At 60.3% G+C, this 15095-nt stretch carries 17 protein-coding genes; 5 read left to right on the plus strand and 12 right to left on the minus strand.

Annotated features, from left to right (window positions below; translation table 11 throughout):
* On the minus strand, nt 1–567 hold the full coding sequence (locus E6C55_RS20330; RefSeq protein WP_136371657.1) for an NUDIX domain-containing protein: 567 nt from the start codon (nt 565–567) through the stop codon (nt 1–3).
* Between the two features lie 117 nt (nt 568–684).
* Here E6C55_RS20330 and E6C55_RS33905 point away from each other — a divergent pair, with 117 nt between their 5' ends.
* Nucleotides 685–840, plus strand: a complete 156-nt coding sequence (locus E6C55_RS33905; RefSeq protein WP_168735776.1) for a hypothetical protein — start codon at nt 685–687, stop codon at nt 838–840.
* A 19-nt stretch (nt 841–859) separates the two neighbouring features.
* Here E6C55_RS33905 and E6C55_RS20335 read toward each other — a convergent pair whose 3' ends face one another.
* Together E6C55_RS20335 and E6C55_RS20340 are read right to left on the minus strand one after the other, a co-directional pair.
* Entirely contained in the window at nt 860–1657 is a 798-nt protein-coding gene (locus E6C55_RS20335) for an anti-sigma factor (protein WP_136371658.1), read from the minus strand.
* A complete protein-coding gene (locus tag E6C55_RS20340) occupies nt 1650–2252 on the minus strand; it encodes an RNA polymerase sigma factor (RefSeq protein ID WP_136371659.1) in 603 nt (200 codons plus the stop codon). Before E6C55_RS20340 ends, E6C55_RS20335 begins: the two co-directional genes overlap by 8 nt.
* Before the next feature lie 224 nt (nt 2253–2476).
* On the opposite strand from E6C55_RS20340, the gene E6C55_RS20345 reads away from it, so the two are divergent.
* The 3 genes from E6C55_RS20345 to E6C55_RS20355 are packed head-to-tail and all read left to right on the plus strand — an operon-like array spanning nt 2477 to nt 5828.
* Entirely contained in the window at nt 2477–3631 is a 1155-nt protein-coding gene (locus E6C55_RS20345) for a COG1470 family protein (RefSeq protein ID WP_136371660.1), read from the plus strand.
* A 3-nt stretch (nt 3632–3634) separates the two neighbouring features.
* Entirely contained in the window at nt 3635–4735 is a 1101-nt protein-coding gene (locus E6C55_RS20350; RefSeq protein ID WP_136371661.1) for an ABC transporter ATP-binding protein, read from the plus strand.
* On the plus strand, nt 4719–5828 hold the full coding sequence (locus E6C55_RS20355; protein WP_136371662.1) for an ABC transporter permease: 1110 nt from the start codon (nt 4719–4721) through the stop codon (nt 5826–5828). The genes E6C55_RS20350 and E6C55_RS20355 overlap by 17 nt, the downstream gene beginning before the upstream one ends.
* A gap of 87 nt (nt 5829–5915) precedes the next feature.
* On the opposite strand, the gene E6C55_RS20360 is transcribed toward E6C55_RS20355, so the two are convergent.
* Both E6C55_RS20360 and E6C55_RS20365 read right to left on the minus strand, forming a co-directional pair.
* Entirely contained in the window at nt 5916–6110 is a 195-nt protein-coding gene (locus E6C55_RS20360) for a hypothetical protein (protein WP_136371663.1), read from the minus strand.
* The gene (locus E6C55_RS20365; protein WP_136371664.1) at nt 6107–6460 is read right to left on the minus strand and encodes a hypothetical protein; all 354 of its coding nucleotides are present in this window, start codon (nt 6458–6460) and stop codon (nt 6107–6109) included. Before E6C55_RS20365 ends, E6C55_RS20360 begins: the two co-directional genes overlap by 4 nt.
* A gap of 398 nt (nt 6461–6858) precedes the next feature.
* Here E6C55_RS20365 and E6C55_RS20370 point away from each other — a divergent pair, with 398 nt between their 5' ends.
* Nucleotides 6859–7119 (plus strand): hypothetical protein, encoded by a 261-nt coding sequence (locus E6C55_RS20370; protein ID WP_136371665.1) that lies wholly within the window; start codon nt 6859–6861, stop codon nt 7117–7119.
* Nucleotides 7120–7153: 34 nt separating this feature from the next.
* On the opposite strand, the gene E6C55_RS20375 is transcribed toward E6C55_RS20370, so the two are convergent.
* The 7 genes from E6C55_RS20375 to E6C55_RS20405 form a co-directional block, all read right to left on the minus strand.
* Nucleotides 7154–8911, minus strand: coding sequence for a glycoside hydrolase family 13 protein (locus E6C55_RS20375; RefSeq protein WP_136371666.1), 1758 nt, complete (start codon nt 8909–8911; stop codon nt 7154–7156).
* A gap of 52 nt (nt 8912–8963) precedes the next feature.
* A complete protein-coding gene (locus E6C55_RS20380; RefSeq protein ID WP_136371667.1) occupies nt 8964–9800 on the minus strand; it encodes a carbohydrate ABC transporter permease in 837 nt (278 codons plus the stop codon).
* Nucleotides 9800–10672 (minus strand): carbohydrate ABC transporter permease, encoded by an 873-nt coding sequence (locus tag E6C55_RS20385; protein ID WP_136371668.1) that lies wholly within the window; start codon nt 10670–10672, stop codon nt 9800–9802. The genes E6C55_RS20380 and E6C55_RS20385 overlap by 1 nt, the downstream gene beginning before the upstream one ends.
* 102 nt (nt 10673–10774) lie before the next feature.
* Nucleotides 10775–12019, minus strand: a complete 1245-nt coding sequence (locus E6C55_RS20390; protein ID WP_136371669.1) for a sugar ABC transporter substrate-binding protein — start codon at nt 12017–12019, stop codon at nt 10775–10777.
* Between the two features lie 158 nt (nt 12020–12177).
* Entirely contained in the window at nt 12178–13149 is a 972-nt protein-coding gene (locus E6C55_RS20395; protein WP_136371670.1) for a LacI family DNA-binding transcriptional regulator, read from the minus strand.
* Nucleotides 13150–13401: 252 nt separating this feature from the next.
* Nucleotides 13402–13968, minus strand: coding sequence for a nitroreductase family protein (locus E6C55_RS20400; RefSeq protein WP_136371671.1), 567 nt, complete (start codon nt 13966–13968; stop codon nt 13402–13404).
* 6 nt (nt 13969–13974) lie between these two features.
* The gene (locus E6C55_RS20405) at nt 13975–15039 is read right to left on the minus strand and encodes an ABC transporter substrate-binding protein (RefSeq protein WP_136371672.1); all 1065 of its coding nucleotides are present in this window, start codon (nt 15037–15039) and stop codon (nt 13975–13977) included.
* Nucleotides 15040–15095: the final 56 nt, after the last annotated feature.

Raw genomic sequence — 15095 nt, forward strand, 5'->3', positions numbered from 1 at the left:
TCAGCGCAGTCCCGCGAAGCTGCCGAGGCGCCAGTACGCCACCGCCAGCAGCGTCTTCGCATCGTAGATCCGCCCATCCGCAATATACGCTTGCGCCTGCTCCGGAGAGATCGCCTCGCACGTAAGGAACTCTTCGTCGTCGAGATGGACCTCGCCCGCTTCCAGCTCGTCCGCATAGTACAGATGGATAACCTCCTCCGCGAAGCCCGGCGACGTGGAGAACGTCTGCAGATGCTTCAGCGACTTCGCCCGGTAGCCCGTCTCCTCCTCCAGTTCCCGGTTCGCCGCTTCCATCGGATCTTCGCCTATCTCCAGCTTCCCCGCCGGAATCTCCACCTGCATCCGTTCGAGCGGCTTGCGGAACTGCTCCACGACAAGCAGCTTACCCTCCAGCAGCGCGATGACGGCGACCGCTCCCGGGTGCCGCACGATCTCGCGGGTGGCCGTCTCTCCGTTCGGCAGCTCGACCGTGTCCACCTGCACCTTGATCATGCGGCCGTCGAAGATCGGCTTCGTCTCTATCGTTCTCTCGTAGAAGGGATGGTTCGTCGCATCCGGTTGGCTCATTGCATAATCCTCCAGTCATCTTTTGCCCACGTGGGTCATAGGTTCAAGATATAGGCTTGTCCGGGAGAATGCAAGCGAGGCTCGATCGGGGCGGCCGCATGGGGAGGACGGATGATCATGTTGAAAAGATACGAGACAAACAGCCGGCTGCAGTGGGTAGGCAAAGCTTGGGAGATTCGCAGCGCGATTCGCCGGATACAACGCGAACAAGGCGGGAGCGCCCGCCTTGTCGATGTGCTTCGGCCCGCGAAGGAGCGCTCTCCCGCTCGTTGATTCGCCCGCGAGCGACGCTTTATTCCGCTTCGTCCAGCTTGACGGACGCCGTCTCCGGGGATGTCGGCGCCAGGCTGCCTCCCTTCGGCTCCAGCGTCAGCGCAAGCGACTCCCATTCATCCGGCCGGACGTTGCTGGAGTACAGGTGGGCGAGGTTGTCGTTGAACTGGAGCAGCCCCAGATTGGACGCGTTGCCGTCCGCATACGCCCACAATTGCACGTCCAGATCGCCCGAAGGAATCATGCCCTCCATTAGAACGAATAGCTCGTGCGTCCTCCTGTTGATCCAGACGGTCTCCCGCGTCAGCGGGGCAACCGCTCCCGCCGGCAGCACCGTGCTCGAACCGAGCCGATAGACGACCGTATCCGGCCGGCTGAGCACCAGCGCCGCGTTCGGCTCGTGCCGCTCCGCATAATCCTGCGGATCGACCGACGGCTTCGAGCCTCCGAGCCCCTGGAAGGCGAACGCCGCAAGGGCGATCGCGACGGCGGCGATGGACACGGCCGCCAGCGCGCGGCGGCGGCACAGCGCGGCGAGCGCCCGCCCGGCCCGGCGCGCGGCCCCGTGCAGGACGACGCGCGCCCGGAGCCCGGCCGGGGCCCGCGCCGGAACGGCCGCGTCCGCCGGCGCCGGATCGGTCACGATCGTTGGCGACGCAGCCGCGCCGAGCAGCGCCTCCCACTCCCGGCTGGCGGAGAGGCAATCGGCGCAGGAGCCGCGATGGCGGCGCAGCGCCGCTTCTTCCGATGGAGGGAGCTTCCCCAGATGGTAGTCGATCCATGCCGTCTCCGGCACGAAGCAGCTTCGCTTATCCACGTTCCTCCGCCTCCTCCTTGTCCGCCCAGCCCATTTTCTCCAAGGACTTCTTCATATGGTTCAGTCCGTACCGAATCCGCGACTTGATCGTGCCGAGCGGAAGCCGCCACTCCTCGGCAAGCTCCCGCTGGCTTCTCGACGAATAGAACGCCGCCGCCAGCGTCTGCCTCTGGGTGCCGGGCAGCTCCTCGAGCGCACGCCGGACCGCCTCGCCCTGCAGCTTCGCCAGCACCGTCTCCTCGGGCCGCGACACCGCCCCGGACATCCCGCGCTCCTCCTTCTCGGTCTCGCGAAGAACGAGCTTCTTCCGCTTGCGCAGGCCGTCCAGGCAGCGGCTCTTCGTCTGGATCGCGAGCCACGCCTCGACCGAGCCGCGCGCCGGATCGAACCTCTCGGGATGCTTGATGACCGCCAGCAGCACGTCGTGACAAGCGTCCTCCGCCTCCATCCGGTCGCCCAGCAGATGAACGGCAATCGGCAGCATAAACGGCATCGCCTGCTCGTAGAACCGGTCGAACGCCCGGGCATCCCCTTCGTCAATGGCTCGCAGCAGCTCCGCGTCAACCTTCCTCGGCCCGTTCGCGGTCGCTTGCATGTTCATCCCCCCCGCCTTTTCTATCAATTCGATAAGACATTCGATAAGTCATTCATACCAGATTCGCTCCGGGCTGGGAACGTCGGCGGGCTGTTTTTATTTTGTTTTAAGGTTCTTTTAAGCCAATTTTTATCCGGGAAAAACAAAAAAACGTAAATCCGTCCGCCCCGCTCGGACGTAGCCCGAATGATACTAAATTCCTGCCTCGGGAGGGGTCCAACGACATGTTCACCACCATTCGCAACAAAATCGCCGCGCTCGCACTTGTGCTCTGCGTTGCGGCGCTGGCCGCATCGGCTTCGGCATTCGCCGCCGGCGGCGCCAAACTGTACACGCCTTATACGAGCCTGTCCGCCGCAGCTGGCGAATCGCTGTCCTACAGCATCGAGCTGATCAACGACGGCGACTCGATCCAGACCGCCGACTTAAGCTACGACACGCCGGGAAGCAACTGGACGATCGATCTGACGGCCGGAGGGCACCCGATCAAGCAGGTCGCGGTGAAGCCGGGCGAATCCGAGAGCGTCAATCTGAACGTTCAGGTTCCCTACGAGGTGAACAAAGGCGACTATGCGCTTCACGTCAACGCAGGAGCGTTCGGCTCGCTGGCTCTGAAGATCAATATCGCCGAGCAAGGAACGTACAAGACGGAGCTGACCGCCGAGCAGCCCAACATGCAGGGGCACTCCGATTCCACGTTTACTTACAACCTGACGCTGAGCAACCGGACCGCCGGCAAGCAGCAGTATGCGCTGTCGGCGGATGCGCCGGTCGGCTGGGACTACCACTTCTCGGCGAACGGCAGCAATGTGACCGCGGTCGATCTCGACGCGAACGGCACGCAATCGATCACGCTGACGCTGACGCCTGCCAGCAAGGCGACCGCCGACACCTATGAGATTCCGATTCAGGCGTCCAACAGCAGCACAAGCGCCAAGGCAACGATGCAGGCCGTCATCACCGGCACGTACGGGCTGAACCTGACGACAAGCGACCAGCGTCTCAGCGCGAACGTGACCGCCGGCGGAACGAAGAACCTCGAGCTCGTCGTTCAGAACACCGGCACCTCGGATCTGGAGAACATCAGTCTGACGAGCACGACGCCGACGGATTGGGAAGTGACGTTCGAGCCGAAGACGATCTCTTCGATCAAGCCGGGCGAATCAGTGCCCGTCACCGCCACGATCAAGTCGAGCGGCAAGGCGCTGTCGGGCGACTACGTTGTCGGCCTGAGCGCCCAGTCGACCGAGAAGTCGAGCGATGCCGCGATCCGCGTCACGGTGAAGACGTCGGTGCTCTGGGGCTGGATCGGCGTCGTTATCATTGCGGCGGTGCTTGCGGGCATCTACGGGCTCTTCCGCAAGTACGGGAGGCGGTAAGCGATGGATGCGGCATGGAATGCCGGCGTCAATGCCGGATTCGAGGATGCGGAGACAGATCGGGCGAGCCAAGCTTCCAGCGTAATCGAGCTGAGAGGACTAACGAAGAAGTACGGGGACTTCACGGCGGTGGACGGACTGGATCTGTCGATTCGCCAGGGAGAGATTTTCGGGTTGCTTGGGCCCAACGGCGCGGGCAAAACAACCACGATTCTGATGATGCTCGGCCTGACCGAGCCGACGGCCGGAAGCTCGACGGTGTGCGGCCTCGACTCGACGCGCCAGCCGATGCAGGTGAAGCGCAGGGTCGGCTATATGCCCGACGACATCGGCTTCTACGAGGACCGTTCGGGCCTCGACAATCTCGTCTACACGGCGAGGCTGAACGGCGTCCCCGAGAAGGAAGCCCGCGAGCGGGCGCAGCAGCTTCTCGAGAAGGTCGGCCTGGCCGAAGCGGCGCGGAAGAAGACGGGAGCGTACTCCCGCGGGATGCGCCAGCGGCTTGGCCTCGCCGACGTGCTGATCAAGCGGCCGGACGTCATCATCCTCGACGAGCCGACGCTCGGCATCGACCCGGAGGGCGTTCGCGAGCTGCTCGTCTTGATCCGCGAGATGAGCCGGAACGAAGGGCTGACCGTCCTTCTGTCCTCTCACCACCTGCACCAGGTGCAGCAGATTTGCGATCGGGTCGGCCTGTTCGTCAAGGGACGGCTCATCGCCTCCGGCGACCTCGACACGCTGTCCCGCGAGCTGGACGGCGGGCCGACGCACCTCGTCGAGCTGGACGTGGCGGGCTGGTCCTCCGCGCTTGAGGAGACGCTATTGTCCGTCGAAGGCGTCCTGTCGGTCTCCCGCAGCGAGGCGGACGCGCTCGCAGGCCGGGAGGCGGACGCACTCGCGGGCCGGGAGGCGGACGGTCACGGCGCTCCGAACGCCGCCGCGACCGTCCGCGTCGCCAGCTCCGTCGACTTGACGGCGCAATTGGCCGCGGCCGTCGTCACCTCCGGAGCCGCGCTGCGCGGTCTGCGGCGAACGCGGTACGGCCTCGACGACATCTATCACCGCTACTTCGAAGGAGGGGATTCCCATGGGCGGACTCATTGAACGGCTGCGGCTGCCGGCGTCCTTGCGGCGCGGCGCGGATTCGCCGGGAGTATCGGGGGGGCGGCCGGGAGCGCCCGGGACGCAGGCGCGGGGAGCGGCGGAGCGGGAGCGCCGCCCGGCCGGCTCGGGCTCGGCGTTCTGGGTCATGGTGCAGAAGGAATTCGGCGACCATATCCGCAGTTGGCGCTTCCTCATCCTGCTCGCGCTCGTGACCCTCGCCTGCATCGGCTCGATCTATTCGTCGATCACGGCGCTCAAGGACGCGCAGGAGGCGGCGACAGGCAGCGGATCGGAGATCGATACCTCGTTCCTGTTCCTCAAGATGTTCACGATATCGGACGGCTCGCTGCCCAACTTCCTGACGTTCCTGTCGTTCCTGGCGCCGCTCATCGGCATCGCCATCGGCTTCGACTCGATCAACTCGGAGCGCAACAAGGGCACGCTCAGCCGCGTCATGTCGCAGCCGGTGTACCGGGACGACTTCCTGAACGCCAAGTTCGTCGCCGGCCTGCTCCTGATCGCCGTCGTCGTCTTCTCCCTCGGCTTCCTCGTCATGGGAATGGGGCTGCTCACGATCGGCTACCCGCCGACGCCGGAGGAGTTCTGGCGAGTCGTTATCGCGCTTGTCATCACGACCGTCTACGTCGGGCTGTGGCTCAACCTGAGCCTGCTCTTCTCGGTCCGCTTCAAGCAGGCGGCGACTTCCGCGCTGAGCGGCATCGCGGTGTGGATCTTCTTCCTTGTATTCTACGGGATGATCGTCAGCCTGATCTCGAACGCGACAACGCCGGACGCCGCCGCCGGCGCCGATGCCTACATCAACCAGCAGAACTGGATGATGCTGCTGCAGCGGCTCTCGCCCGCCTATCTGTTCCAGGAAGCGGCGTCCACGCTGCTGCTGCCCGATGTCCGAACGCTGAATCCGTTCGTCACGCAGGACCAGGCGTACCTCGCCATCGACGCCCCGCTGTCGTTCGGGCAGAGCCTGCTGCTCGTCTGGCCGCAAGTGGTCGCGATCGTCGCGGAGACGGCGCTGTCGTTCGCCGCTTCCTACGTGGCGTTCATGCGCCAGGAGATCCGGTCGCGGTCGTAGCCGTACAAGACTAATAAGCGCGACGAGGCTAGCCTCCAGGTGAGTGAACGCTCACTTGGGGGCCAGCTCCCGTTATGGCAGCGATGGTTAGCGCGTCGATGGCGATGGTTGGGAGCTTGAATGCTCATTTTTTGAGCATTCGGCGGGTCGGTGGCGACGGTCGGGAGCTTGAATGCTCATTTTTTGAGCATTCGGTGGGTCGATGGCGATGGTTGGAGGCTGAATGCTCATTTTTTGAGCATTCAGCAGGTCGATGGCGATGGTTGGAGATTGAATGCTCATTTTTTGAGCATTCGGCGGGTCGGTGGCGACGGTCGGGAGATTGAATGCTCATTTTTTGAGCATTCGGCGGGTCGGTGGCGATGGTTGGGAGATTGAATGCTCATTTTTTGAGCATTCAGCGGGTCGATGGCGATGGTTGGAGATTGAATGCTCATTTTTTGAGCATTCAGCGGGTCGATGGCGGTCATGGTTACTGCTAAGAACCTCCTGCCGTTGCCGCCTAGCGGGATTATATGCGGTTTTTCACATTCGCCGGCCTGGAGTTGGAGGGAATCTGGGCGTTTTATGCGCTTTTTAGCATATATCCAGCATTCCCGACCATAAATTCCTCTATTTATGCTATTTTTCATATATAATCGCCCAAACTGCCCCTTATCAAGCTGTGCCAATGTGATTTTTCACATAAAATTTGTTGGGTTCGGCGGATTTGGTGACTTGGCGAGTTCGGCGAGCTTGGTAAGTTCGCTGAATTCGACGGTTCAGCGAATCCAGACGAGCTGGCTAGTTTGTTAAGTTCGGCGGGGTTCGGCGGATTTGGTAGCTTGGCGGGTTCGACGAGCTTGGTAATTTCGCTGAATTCGACGGTTCAGCGAGTCCAGACGAGCTGGCTAGTTTGTTCAGTTCGGCGGGGTTCGGCGGATTTGGTGGCTTGGCGAGTTCGACGAGCTTGGTAATTTCGCTGAATTCGACGGTTCAGCGAGTCCAGCGAAGCTGGCTAGTTTGTTGAGTTCGGCGGAGGATCGGCGGATTGGGCGGCTTAAGCGAGTTCTGCGGGCTTGGTAATTTCGCTGAATTCGACGGTTCAGCGAATCCAGACGAGCTGGCTAGTTTGTTCAGTTCGGCGGGGTTCGACGGATTGGGTGACTTAAGCGAGTTCGACGAGCTTGGTAAGTTCCCCGAGTTCAACGGTTCAGCGAGTCCAGCGAAGCTGGCTAGTTTGTTGAGTTCGGCGGTTTCAGTGGGTTTGCCGGGTTTGCCGAATTCGGCAAATGCAGAGGGGCCGTCCTGAAGTCCGATGACTTCCGGGACGGCCCCCTGCGGTTTTATTCGACGGCATAGATCCGCGCCTCGTGCGGGTGCAGCTTGGTTCGGCCGCTTGCGGATTCGGATTGGCCTTCGGGCTCGCCCTGGCATTCGCCCTGACATTCGCCATCCGCCCCGCCTTCCGATCCGCCCTCGCCCTTCGAGCCGCCTGCCGATTCGTCTCCGAGCGCCGGTGCCGGGTAGTTCCCGAGCAGAAGCCGCAGCTTGCGCCCGGCCATGCGCGCCGGCCAGATCAGCTCCGCCGCCTCGTCTCCGTGGTTAAGCGCAACGAGCCAACGGACGCCGTCCAGGTGCCGCTCGTACACGTACAGATGCTCATCGTCCGCATACTCCGGCCATTCCTCGAACTCCCCGTAAGCCAGCACGTCGTGCCGGTGGCGAAGGGAGATCAGCTCCCGGTAATACGCGTAGATGGAATCGGGGGCAGCCAGGTCGCGCGCCGCGTTGATCTCCCGGTAATTGGGATTGACGCGAATCCACGGCGTACCGGAGGTGAAGCCGGCCTCGCGCGAATCGTCCCACTGCATCGGCGTACGCGAGTTGTCGCGGCTGAGCGGCTGCAGGCTCGCCAGCACTTCGGCCGGCTCCCGGCCGCCCGCGACCTCCTCGGCATAGCGGTTGCGCATCGCGATGTCGTTGTACTCTTCGATCGAGTCGAAGCGCACGCCTGTCATGCCGATCTCTTCTCCCTGGTAGATATAAGGGATGCCCGGCAAGGTGTGCAGCATCGTCGCGAGCAGCTTGGCGGACTGCACCCGATACGGGCCGTCGTTGCCGTAGCGCGACACCTGCCGGGTGTGGTCGTGATTGTTGAGGAACTGCGAGTTCGCGCCTCTGCCCCACAGCCCCTCGTACCAACGCCGCTGAATTCGTTTGAAGCGCAGCATGTCCCACGACGGCATCTCGTCGCACACCTCGAAGTGGAACAGCATGTCGAGCTCGCCCCGGTCCTCGCCGACGAACTTCAGCCCTTCCTCCGGGGTGACGAACGCCGCCTCGCCTACCGTGACGATATCGCGGCCGGCCAGCACCCGGGCATTCATCTCCCGGATAAAATCGTGCAAGCCGGGGTTGTTCGTCAGATAGCGAATATCCTCGGGCCGCTCCGCGTCCGGGAAGCCGTCCGGCTTCGCCAGCAGGGCGATGGCGTCCAGCCGGAAGCCGTCGATTCCCCGGCTCAGCCAGCGCCGCATCATGCCGCAGATCGCTTCGCGCAGCTCCGGGTTGCGCCAGTTCAGATCGGGCTGCTCCGCGGCGAACGAATGGAAATAATACTGCTCCGTCGCCGCGTCCCACTCCCATGTCGAAGGCGAGAAGTAGGAGCGCCAATTGTTCGGAGGCCCGCCCCCCTCGGACGCATCCTTCCATATATACCAGTCCCGCTTCGGGTTGCTCCGCGACGACCGCGATTCGAGGAACCACGGGTGCAGATGCGACGTATGGTTGACGACCAAATCCATGATCAGCCTCATGCCCCGGCGATGCGTCTCGGCGAGCAGACGGTCCAGCGTCTCCAGCGTCCCCGCCTTCGGCATGATCGACTCGTAGTCGGAGATGTCGTAGCCGTTGTCCAGATCGGGCGATTCGTACACCGGATTAAGCCAGATGATGTCCACGCCGAGCCCCCGGATATAGTCAAGCTTCTCGATAACGCCGTCCAGATCGCCCACGCCGTCGCCGTCCGTGTCGTAGAAGCTCCTCCAGTACACCTGATATACGACGGATTTTTTCCACCAAACACGCTTGACCGCGGTCATGGCGCTCCCTCCAGCCTCTGTCTAATCTCGTTGTACCGCATCGATCCGCCGCTTACTTGACCGCGCCGGCGGCGATGCCTTTAATGATATATTTCTGTGCGAACATGTAGAAGATGACGACCGGGATGATCGTGAGCGTCAGCCCCGCCATCGCCAGATTCCACTGAATCGTGAACTCTCCGAAGAAATAAAACGTCGACAGCGGAATCGTCCGCAGCGCCTTGTCCGAGAGCGTCAGCGACGGAAGCAGGTAGTCGTTCCACATCGCGATGACGTCGAGGATGGCGACCGTAATCGTGATCGTCTTCAGCATCGGGAATACGATTCGCCAGAACACCCCGAACTTGCTGCAGCCGTCCAGCGTGGCCGCCTCCTCCAGCGCGATCGGAACGGACTTGATGAAACCGTGGTACAGGAACACCGCCATGCTGGCATGGAAGCCGACGTTCATATAGATGAGGCCGCCGCGCGTGTTGAGCATCGGGATATGCAGCGCTCCGCCAATCCAGTCCATCACCTGCATGAGCGGCATCATCAGCGTCTGGAACGGGATCAGCATCGTCGAGACGAACACGAGGAAGATGATCCGGCTCAGCCTGTTGTCCGTCCGCACAAGCATCCACGAGGTCATGGAAGCGAGAACGACAACGATGGCGACCGACACGATCGTGATAAACAGCGAGTTGCCGAAGGCGGTCATGAAGTTCATCTTGTCCATCGCCTTGGCGTAATACTGGAAGCTGAACGATTCCGGCAGCGCCAGCGCATTGCGATACAATTCGGCGCGGTCCTTGAAGGAGTTGACCAGCATCAGGTAGATCGGGGAGAGGAAGGCCAGCGCGACCAGCACGAGCAGCGTACCGAGCGAAGTTCGGCTAGTTCTGTTCATCAGTACTGGACCTCCCTCTTCTTCGTGATGATCACCTGCGTCAGCGTGACGGCGGCCACCAGTACGAAGAATACGATTGCCTTGGCTTGCCCGAGCCCGTAATGCCCGTAGCCGAATATCTCATTGTAGATGTTCATCGCGAACAGCTCGGTCGAGTTGCTCGGTCCTCCCTTGGTCAGCGACAGATTGACGTCGAATATTTTGAACGCGCCGGACAGCGTCAGGAACAGGCAGATGGTGAACGACGGCATGAGCAGCGGGAACACGATCCGGGTCAACCGTTGCCACAGATTGGCCCCGTCCACTCGGGCGGCCTCGTTCAGCTCGTCGGGAATGCCCTGGATGCCGGCGATGTAGATGATCATCGTATATCCGGCCATCTGCCAGGTGAACACGATAACCATCGCAAACAGCGCGGTCTGCGGATGGATCAGCCAATTGAAGAAGATGGCGTCCATCCCCGTCTTGTCGCCCAGGAACTTGAACACGTCCGTAAAAATAAACTGCCAGATGTATCCGAGAATAAGCCCGCCAATCAGGTTCGGCATAAAAAACATCGTACGGGCGGCGTTGCTGACGCGCAGCTTCATCGTCACGAGCAGCGAGAAGACAAGCCCGAGCACATTAACGAGAATCAGCGCGAACACGGTGAATTCGATCGTATGCCAGGCCGAGGTCATGAATCGGTCGTCCTTGAACAGCTCGGCATAGTTGTCGAACCCGACGAACTCCTTCGGGTTGGCCGGGATGCCGTCCCACGTCACGAAGGAGTAATAGATGCCGATCAGGAAGGGCACGATGACCACGGTCGCGAAGACGAGCAGCAGCGGCAGCGTAAACAGGGCAAACCAACCTTTGTTGCGTTTGGACATCACGATCGCCTCCTTTCGAGTAAGTTGCGCACAGCCGATTACAACGAAAGCCTAACGCCGGAATCGGGTTAGGCCTTCGCATCCGTCTTCTGGCAGAGCTCCTTACTTCGCTCCCTTGGCCCAGGCGGCATCGAGATTGTTCAGGAACTGCTCGCCCGTCATATCCTTGGAGAGGAAAAAGTCCTGCGCGGCCGGCGCCAGATCGTTGACGATGATCCCCTGCGGGAAGTAGCTGTGTGCCCACGGGATCGTGTTGCCTGCCTTCGTCGCCTCGAATACGGTCTGCGACAGCGGGTCCAGCTCCTTCGCCTCGATGTTGGTCATCGCCGGGATAAACTTGAATTCGTCCACAATCGCTTTTTTACCGGATTCGCTCGTGAACAACCAGCTCAGGAAGGCGTTGGCCGCCTTGATCTGATCGGCATCGGCCTTGTTGTTGACGACCCAGTTGCTCGCGACGCCGACTGCGATCTTGTCGTTGCCGGCGAGCGGCAGCGCCATCATGCCGACATCGAAGCCGATGTCTCCGTAATCCGCCAGCATGCCGTAGCTCCAGTTGCCCTGGTGCACCATCGCCGTCTTGCCGGTCGCGAAGTCGCCCATCTGCGTGTCGTACTTCACTTCCATCGGATTGACGGTGTTCGCCCGGATCGCTTCCATAAACTTGGCGAACTCCTGGAATTCCTTCGTGTCCGCCATCTTGACCTCGCCCTTGTTCAGCTTGTCGATGAAGTCCTGCGGATCGGCTTGCAGAGCGAACGGCGTATTGATGATGTGGCCGATCAGGAAGTACGCCTCCTGCGACAGGCTAAGCCCGTTGATGCCGTCGGCCTTGAACTTCTCGAGCGTCTTCGTAAACGAGTCGAGATCGGTAACGTCCTTCGGATCGACAAGGCTCTTGTTGTAGACGAGACCGTAGCCTTCCACGCCGTAAGGCACGCCGACAACCTTGTCTCCGTCCATCAGCGCCATGTTCGGCGCGATGTCCTTGGCGAACGATTCGTTGGTGAGATCCGCATAGTAGGACTTGAACTTGTCGGCCTCCGCGCCGGTGCCGACACTGAAGATCGTCGGCCCTTCCCCGGCGGCGAGCTTGGCTTGCAACTGCGTCATGTACGCATCGCCGGCGGAGCCCCATACTTCGACCTCGTTGCCGGTTTCTTTTTTGTAGGTTTCTGCGAGCTTCTCGAGCGGCTCCGCGATTTCGACCTTGGACTGGAACAGCGATATCTTCTTAAGCTTCTCTCCGCCCGTCCCGCTCTCCTTGTCCGAATTGCCGCATGCAGCCAGTGCCCCGGCCATGGCCGTGACCGTCAGTAAAATCGAAGCATTTTTTACAAAACCCATTCCCATAACCTCCCCGTTTATATCTTCAGTAAATTTTATTAACTCCTACTTCATATACCCAATATATTCGTATTTGAATACGCTGTCAACTAAAAAGTATCCGTTTTCATAAATTTTATAGTAAATATTCTAGTAAAAACAAGTAAAATAACCGCAAATCACTTTACTGTCGTCCGCCACTTGATCGAAGCCCCCAGCTTGAAGGGCTCCTGTCCCGCAGGCTCCCCCGCGACCATCTCGAGCATTTTCTTGGCTGCCAGATAACCGCTCTCGTAACGGGGAATCGCAACCGTCGTCAAGCCGGCCATCGCAGCCAGCGCCGAGTCGTCGAAGCCGGTCACGGAGATGTCCTCCGGCACGCGCACGCGATGCTCCTCGAACGCCTTGATCGCGCCCATCGCCATGTTGTCGTTGGCGCAGACGACGACCTCCGGCAGATCGTTGCTGAGCAGCATCAGCTTGGCCGCCTGGTAGCCGCTGTTCTCCCTGTAGTTGCCGTGATAATAATATTTTTGGTCGAACGGGATGCGATTATGCGCCAGCGTATCCGCGAAGGCGGCGAACCGCTCCTTGTTGTCCAGCGTGAAGCCGAGCCCGCCGATGAAGCCGAAGCGCTTCATTCCGCGGTCCGCCAGACCTTGCACAAGCTCGCACATGACCGGATAATTGTCGACGATGACGCTCTTGGCGTTGTTGTGACCGGCCTCCAGCACCCTGTCCATCAGCACGATCGGCATCTCCTTGGCGGCGACATTCGTCAGGAAGTCGTCGGACATGCTGCCGTCGAGGCAGATGGCCCCTCTCGCGAAGCCGCCGCGCATGAACTCGGCACTCGATTTGTTCGTGCAGACGACGAGGTTGAAGCCGTTCTCGGTCAAGCAATCGCTGATGCCCTGGATGATCTTCAAGTAAAAATCGCGGTCGAAATCGCTGAAAATAAACAAAATCGTATGATGATGATCAGCCTTCGGTTTTTTTACCGCGCCGCTGATGTCGTACCCGTGCTCCGCGCAAATTTGCAGGATGCGTTCCCTCGTCTGCTGACCGACATTTTTGCGGCCGTTCAAGACGTTCGACACCGTCGAGATCGATACGTCCGCGATTTGAGCAATTTCCTTCAACCCGATCATCCTTGTTCTCCCTTTCTTTACCCAACTTCTTTACCCACTTTTGTTTATCATATAACAAACGATTTTTTTTGTAAATTTTACTCGATTATTTTACTTGCGGGTATTCGGCGGAAAAAACAAGCCGGAAGTCCGCTGCATCGGGTTCGCAGCGGACTTCCGGCTTGTTGTTGTCGTTATGCGCGATTGTTGACTTTGTGGCCTTGTTGGCATTGTTGGCCTTGTTCGGTTCCGTCGAGGCGCCGCCTCTCCCCCCTACTCAGCCACGATTGTAAGCAGATCCTCCACCGACGTTCGCGGCTTCGCTTTGGGAACCTTATCGAAGTAGCCCATATGCAAGGTTCCGACGATTCTCTCATGAGGCCTGACGCCGACTCCTTGAAGGAAGAGCGGCTCCCAATTCCATTCGTTTGTTTTCCAGACGGTGCCTACGCTTCGCTCCCAAGCAAGCAATTGAATGTTCTGAATGAGGGCGGAAGCGGCGGAGAAGGCATCCTCCCAATACTTCTGACGCGGGTCCGCTTCGATAACGATCAGGAGATGAACCGGAATCCGCTCGCAATACTGCTTCCTCGCCCAGTCCCCCCATCGCTCCCGCATCTCACGGGAATAGGTCGAGGCGACCGCCTCGGCGAAGCGTATTCTCCCTTCTCCCGTGAAGAGGATGAACCGCCAAGGCTCCTTCCTGCTATGGAAGGGAGCCCATGATGCGTCCCGAAGAATCTCCAGCAGCGTGTCCATCCCTATCGGAGCTCCGTTAAAGTCCCGAATCGTCCTCCTCTCCCGAATGACGGACGAGAGGCTTGGCCCGGTATGGTTCATTCGCCCCTACTCTCCGTTGGAGGAAGGCGCAGCAGCCAGCATGTCCGCCGCTTCCTTCATCGTCTCGCGAATGGTCACGATATCGGAGCCATAATAGCTGTCCGTGTCAAGGAAGTGGAGCTTGCCGTTCTTAACCGCATCGAGGCTCTTCCACAGACCCGACTCCTCGATCTCGCGGAAGGCCTCGTTGTCGTCGCCCTCTTCCCTGACGATGACGAACAAGTGGTCGCCTGCGAATTCGGGCAGACTCTCCAACGAGATCTGCACAGCGGAGCCGAACGGAGTCTTAATCAGCTCCTCGTCCACCTCCTCGGGAGCCGGGAGCTTCAGTGCGCTGCGCACCATGTAGCCCGCAAAGTTCCGGTTCAAGTAGACCCTCAGCCTGCCCTTCTCAATTCGGACGATGGATACCGTCTCGTCTCCGATGGCCGACTTGATCGTCTCCCTCGCTTGCTCCGCCTCCTTCTCGAATTCCTCGATCCAGGAGTCCGCCTTCGCGCTCTGCCCGACCAGTTCCGCCAGCTTCCTGTAGATGCCGTAAACGGGGTCTTGCTCGTAAGACAAGTAATACACCGGCGCGACCTGGGCGATCTTCTCCATCTCGTCGGGATAAATATCCAGGAAGACAGTCGGCGCCACCACCAGATCGGGACTAAGCAGCACGATCGTCTCCGGATTCGGCGGGTCCCCGATCCGCTCTACCCCCTCCATCTGGTCCAGCGTATAGACGACCTTGAACCCGTTGTCTCCGGAGGCGATCGGCTTGATTCCGAGTGTCAGCAGCTCGGGGGCGAATTCGCCCGCCACGATGCGCTTCGGCTCCAGCGGAACTTCCACTTCCCTATTCAAATCGTCGATGACCGTGCGGGTCGTCTTGGCCGGTGCCGATGCCGCTGAAGATGGACCCGATTCCGGGGACGCGGAGCTCTCGGAAGCTGCCGCAGCTTGCGAAGGCTGAGCGGCGGAAGGCTCCGACCGCTCATTGCTCCCGCACGCCGCCGACAATACCGATAACAACAATAGCATGACGATCATAAAGCCTGTCTTGGATGAAGTGTGATGCGAACTCATGGTATCCCCCTCTGAACTACGATAATGATTATTAATATCATTATTCAGTTTATCCA

This window comes from Cohnella fermenti (assembly GCF_004801405.1).
Classification (GTDB): domain Bacteria; phylum Bacillota; class Bacilli; order Paenibacillales; family Paenibacillaceae; genus Cohnella; species Cohnella fermenti.

Excerpts from the sequence above, each read along its gene's own strand:
- E6C55_RS20385 (WP_136371668.1), bottom strand. The coding sequence starts at position 10,672 with ATGTCCAAACGCAACAAAGGTTGGTTTGCCCTGTTTACGCTGCCGCTG.
- E6C55_RS20390 (WP_136371669.1), bottom strand. The coding sequence starts at position 12,019 with ATGGGTTTTGTAAAAAATGCTTCGATTTTACTGACGGTCACGGCCATG.
- E6C55_RS20330 (WP_136371657.1), bottom strand. The coding sequence starts at position 567 with ATGAGCCAACCGGATGCGACGAACCATCCCTTCTACGAGAGAACGATA.
- E6C55_RS20375 (WP_136371666.1), bottom strand. The coding sequence starts at position 8,911 with ATGACCGCGGTCAAGCGTGTTTGGTGGAAAAAATCCGTCGTATATCAG.
- E6C55_RS20400 (WP_136371671.1), bottom strand. The coding sequence starts at position 13,968 with ATGAACCATACCGGGCCAAGCCTCTCGTCCGTCATTCGGGAGAGGAGG.
- E6C55_RS20355 (WP_136371662.1), top strand. The coding sequence starts at position 4,719 with ATGGGCGGACTCATTGAACGGCTGCGGCTGCCGGCGTCCTTGCGGCGC.
- E6C55_RS20380 (WP_136371667.1), bottom strand. The coding sequence starts at position 9,800 with ATGAACAGAACTAGCCGAACTTCGCTCGGTACGCTGCTCGTGCTGGTC.
- E6C55_RS20345 (WP_136371660.1), top strand. The coding sequence starts at position 2,477 with ATGTTCACCACCATTCGCAACAAAATCGCCGCGCTCGCACTTGTGCTC.
- E6C55_RS20350 (WP_136371661.1), top strand. The coding sequence starts at position 3,635 with ATGGATGCGGCATGGAATGCCGGCGTCAATGCCGGATTCGAGGATGCG.
- E6C55_RS33905 (WP_168735776.1), top strand. The coding sequence starts at position 685 with ATGTTGAAAAGATACGAGACAAACAGCCGGCTGCAGTGGGTAGGCAAA.
- E6C55_RS20340 (WP_136371659.1), bottom strand. The coding sequence starts at position 2,252 with ATGCAAGCGACCGCGAACGGGCCGAGGAAGGTTGACGCGGAGCTGCTG.
- E6C55_RS20395 (WP_136371670.1), bottom strand. The coding sequence starts at position 13,149 with ATGATCGGGTTGAAGGAAATTGCTCAAATCGCGGACGTATCGATCTCG.
- E6C55_RS20405 (WP_136371672.1), bottom strand. The coding sequence starts at position 15,039 with ATGAGTTCGCATCACACTTCATCCAAGACAGGCTTTATGATCGTCATG.
- E6C55_RS20365 (WP_136371664.1), bottom strand. The coding sequence starts at position 6,460 with ATGAAAAATAGCATAAATAGAGGAATTTATGGTCGGGAATGCTGGATA.
- E6C55_RS20360 (WP_136371663.1), bottom strand. The coding sequence starts at position 6,110 with ATGAGCATTCAATCTCCAACCATCGCCATCGACCTGCTGAATGCTCAA.